The 2,680-nt window shown below is 63.1% G+C and carries 5 protein-coding genes; 3 read left to right on the top strand and 2 right to left on the bottom strand.

The window, feature by feature from the left end:
• Together AC1DWI_RS19205 and AC1DWI_RS19200 are read left to right on the top strand one after the other, a co-directional pair.
• The coding region (locus AC1DWI_RS19205; RefSeq protein ID WP_477725470.1) for an alpha-hydroxy acid oxidase at nt 1-758 on the top strand (758 nt) is incomplete at its 5' end.
• A gap of 19 nt (nt 759-777) precedes the next feature.
• Nucleotides 778-1,458 carry a hypothetical protein gene (locus AC1DWI_RS19200; protein ID WP_477671269.1) on the top strand — a complete coding sequence of 227 codons (681 nt, stop codon included), beginning with the start codon at nt 778-780 and terminating at the stop codon, nt 1,456-1,458.
• A gap of 40 nt (nt 1,459-1,498) precedes the next feature.
• On the opposite strand, the gene AC1DWI_RS19195 is transcribed toward AC1DWI_RS19200, so the two are convergent.
• Entirely contained in the window at nt 1,499-1,630 is a 132-nt protein-coding gene (locus AC1DWI_RS19195) for a hypothetical protein (protein ID WP_477671268.1), read from the bottom strand.
• A gap of 138 nt (nt 1,631-1,768) precedes the next feature.
• Nucleotides 1,769-2,173, bottom strand: coding sequence for a DUF3224 domain-containing protein (locus tag AC1DWI_RS19190; protein WP_477671267.1), 405 nt, complete (start codon nt 2,171-2,173; stop codon nt 1,769-1,771).
• A 216-nt stretch (nt 2,174-2,389) separates the two neighbouring features.
• Between AC1DWI_RS19190 and AC1DWI_RS19185 the strand changes: the two genes are divergently transcribed.
• Nucleotides 2,390-2,680 (top strand): Y-family DNA polymerase (locus AC1DWI_RS19185; RefSeq protein ID WP_477725469.1); only part of this gene is annotated, 291 nt, incomplete at its 3' end.

The following is a 2,680-nucleotide window of genomic DNA, read 5'->3' as shown; positions in this document are numbered from 1 at the left end:
ACGTGATGAAGGACCGCGCTTTCATTGAAAGCCTGATCGACCGCGCCAAGGCAGCCAATTGCTCGGCACTGGTGCTCACGCTCGATTTGCAGATCCTCGGCCAGCGCCACAAGGATTTGAAAAACGGCCTGAGCGCACCGCCCAAGCCGACGCTGTCGACCATCCTCAACCTGATGACCAAGCCGCGCTGGGGCCTGGGCATGCTCGCTACCCGCCGCCACGGCTTCGGCAACATCGTGGGTCACGTCAAGGGTGTCGAGAACATGGGCTCGCTCTCTGAGTGGACGGCCAAACAGTTCGACCCGGCCCTCAACTGGGGAGACGTGGAGTGGATCAAAAAACGCTGGGGCGGCAAGCTGATCCTCAAGGGCATCCAGGACGTTGAAGACGCGAAGCTCGCCGTCAATTCCGGCGCCGATGCGCTGGTGGTCTCCAACCACGGCGGCCGCCAGCTCGATGGCGCGATGTCTTCCATTTCCTGCCTGCCCGAGATCGTCGCGGCAGTCGGTAACCAGATCGAGGTGCACATGGACGGCGGCATACGCTCCGGCCAGGATGTGCTGAAAGCCACCGCCCTGGGTGCCAAGGGCACCTACATCGGCCGCGCCTTCCTCTACGGCCTGGGCGCCATGGGTGAAGAAGGCGTAACCAAGGCGCTGCAGATCATCCACAAGGAGCTGGACCTGACCATGGCCTTTTGCGGGCGTACCGACATCAAGGCGGTGGACACCAGCATCTTTGTGCCCGGTACTTACTGAGCCTGAGGCGGTAAACACCATGGCCTTCCTGGGACAAGCCGCCGTCGCCATGTGGTGGAACATGGCGGCTGAACACCGTGAAGAGTTCGAGCACTGGCATTCGCACGAACACTTTCCCGAGCGCATGGGCATCCCCGGTTTTCTGCGCGGCTCACGCTGGTCCAGCGTCGATAGCGCGGAAGGTTTTTTCGTGCTGTATGAACTGGAGGACTATGAGACCCTGACCTCTAGCGGCTACCTGGAACGCCTGAACAACCCGACGCCCTGGTCCACGAAGATGATGCCGCACCATAGGGACATGGTGAGAAGCCAGTGCCGTCTGCTGCACAGCGCGGGGGGCGGCATCGGCCGCCTTGCGCTGACCTTGCGGCTGTCGCCTGCAGAAGGCCGCGATGCCGAATTGTTAAGCCACTTCTCGGCAAGGGGAGCGGCATTCGTCAATCAGCCCGGTGGCGTCGCTTTCCATGTGTTGCGCACGGAAACACCACAGGCCGCCAGCACGAAGGAGCAGCAAATTCGCGGCGGCAAGGACAAGGCGGCCGACTGGGTCGTGGTCGCCGTCGCCTATGCAGCGTCGGCGCTGGACGCCCTGCAGCAGGAGGCGCTCGGCGAAGGTATCGAGCGCCACGGCGCCCAGCCCGGTGCGCTGGCCGGCCGCTACCAGCTGGCCTATGCTGCCAGCGCACATGACCTGAGTTGAGGACGGAAAGCGGCAGGTAAGTCTTTGGGTACCAAGCCGCTCAATAACCCAACGGAAACCACACACCGCGTTGTGTCACCACCCCTATATTGGGCCGCACGTGGTTCTCGTCCAGCGTGCTGACATCAACATCCGCAATCACGGAGCAGGCCGGCAACGACTGCTGAAACACGCGGTCCTTCAGTATTTGAACCGCGTCGTCATGGCTATAGGCAGTTACGCCACAACCAGCGCCCAATATGGAAAAGGGTGGGAGGTCTTCGAAAGAAAACCAGAATCGGTGAAGTTGAGGCACGCCTATTTCGCTCACTCAAGCCTGAGGCGATATCTCATAGTCCATCGCATACGAATGCTTGCCGTCGGCAATCTGGATGGTGAGCGTGCCGCTCAGGCCCGTGAGCTCGCCGGTGCCGGAATCAGGCACCACGTTCACCGCCAGCTGCGGCGCACCACGGTTCATGGTGCCGCTGTGCTGCAGAACAAAGCTGCCGCTTTTGCCGTGCAGCGTGCCCGTCACGCATTCCATCGCGACATAACCGGCCGAGCCTTTGACTGCCGTGCCGGCGCTCAGCATCTCGCCCTGGCTGGTGGCCTGCAGGTCGCCGCTGAAGGTCTTGTTGATGGACAGCCGGCCCATCAGCGGGCCGGCATCGGCATTCGCCAGCGATTGCGGCGCGAGCATGACTTCAAAACTTCCGGTGGCGTGGGAGGGCATGGCGTTTCACTTTCGACAAGAGGAGTGGGCAAGCCGGCCATGATGCCAGAGCGCCGCGCTTCCTGAGTGCCGTTTACGCCCGCTTACCGCTGCCCGAAAGGCCTGGCCGGCGCCGTACCAAGGAGCGCACGAGCCTTGCGGCTGAGCCGGCCAAATAGGGCCAAATCGTGTCGGGGCGACCGCGCGCAAGGCATTGCGAATTGCTATGCTTACCGGGTGAGCGCCCCGTTCCCCTCCCCCGCACCCAAAATCCGCCGCATTGCCCACCTCGACATGGACGCGTTTTTCGCCTCCGTCGAGTTGCTGCGCTACCCGCAGCTCAAGGGCCTGCCGGTCGTCATAGGCGGCGGCTGGCGCAAGGTTGACGAGGAGCTGCGGGCGGCGCAGGGCGAGCGCGCGCTGCGCTTCATTCCGGTGGAAAGTTTTCCGCTGCTGAAGGACTATGTGGGCCGCGGCGTCATCACCACCGCCACCTATGCGGCACGGCAGTTCGGCGTGGGCTCGGCC

The organism is Polaromonas sp. P3_C2 (assembly GCF_056402675.1).
The sequence above is the reverse complement of the archived record's forward strand: the minus strand, read 5'-3'. Positions and strand labels throughout refer to the sequence as shown.

Excerpts from the sequence above, each read along its gene's own strand:
- AC1DWI_RS19200 (WP_477671269.1), top strand. The coding sequence starts at position 778 with ATGGCCTTCCTGGGACAAGCCGCCGTCGCCATGTGGTGGAACATGGCG.
- AC1DWI_RS19190 (WP_477671267.1), bottom strand. The coding sequence starts at position 2,173 with ATGCCCTCCCACGCCACCGGAAGTTTTGAAGTCATGCTCGCGCCGCAA.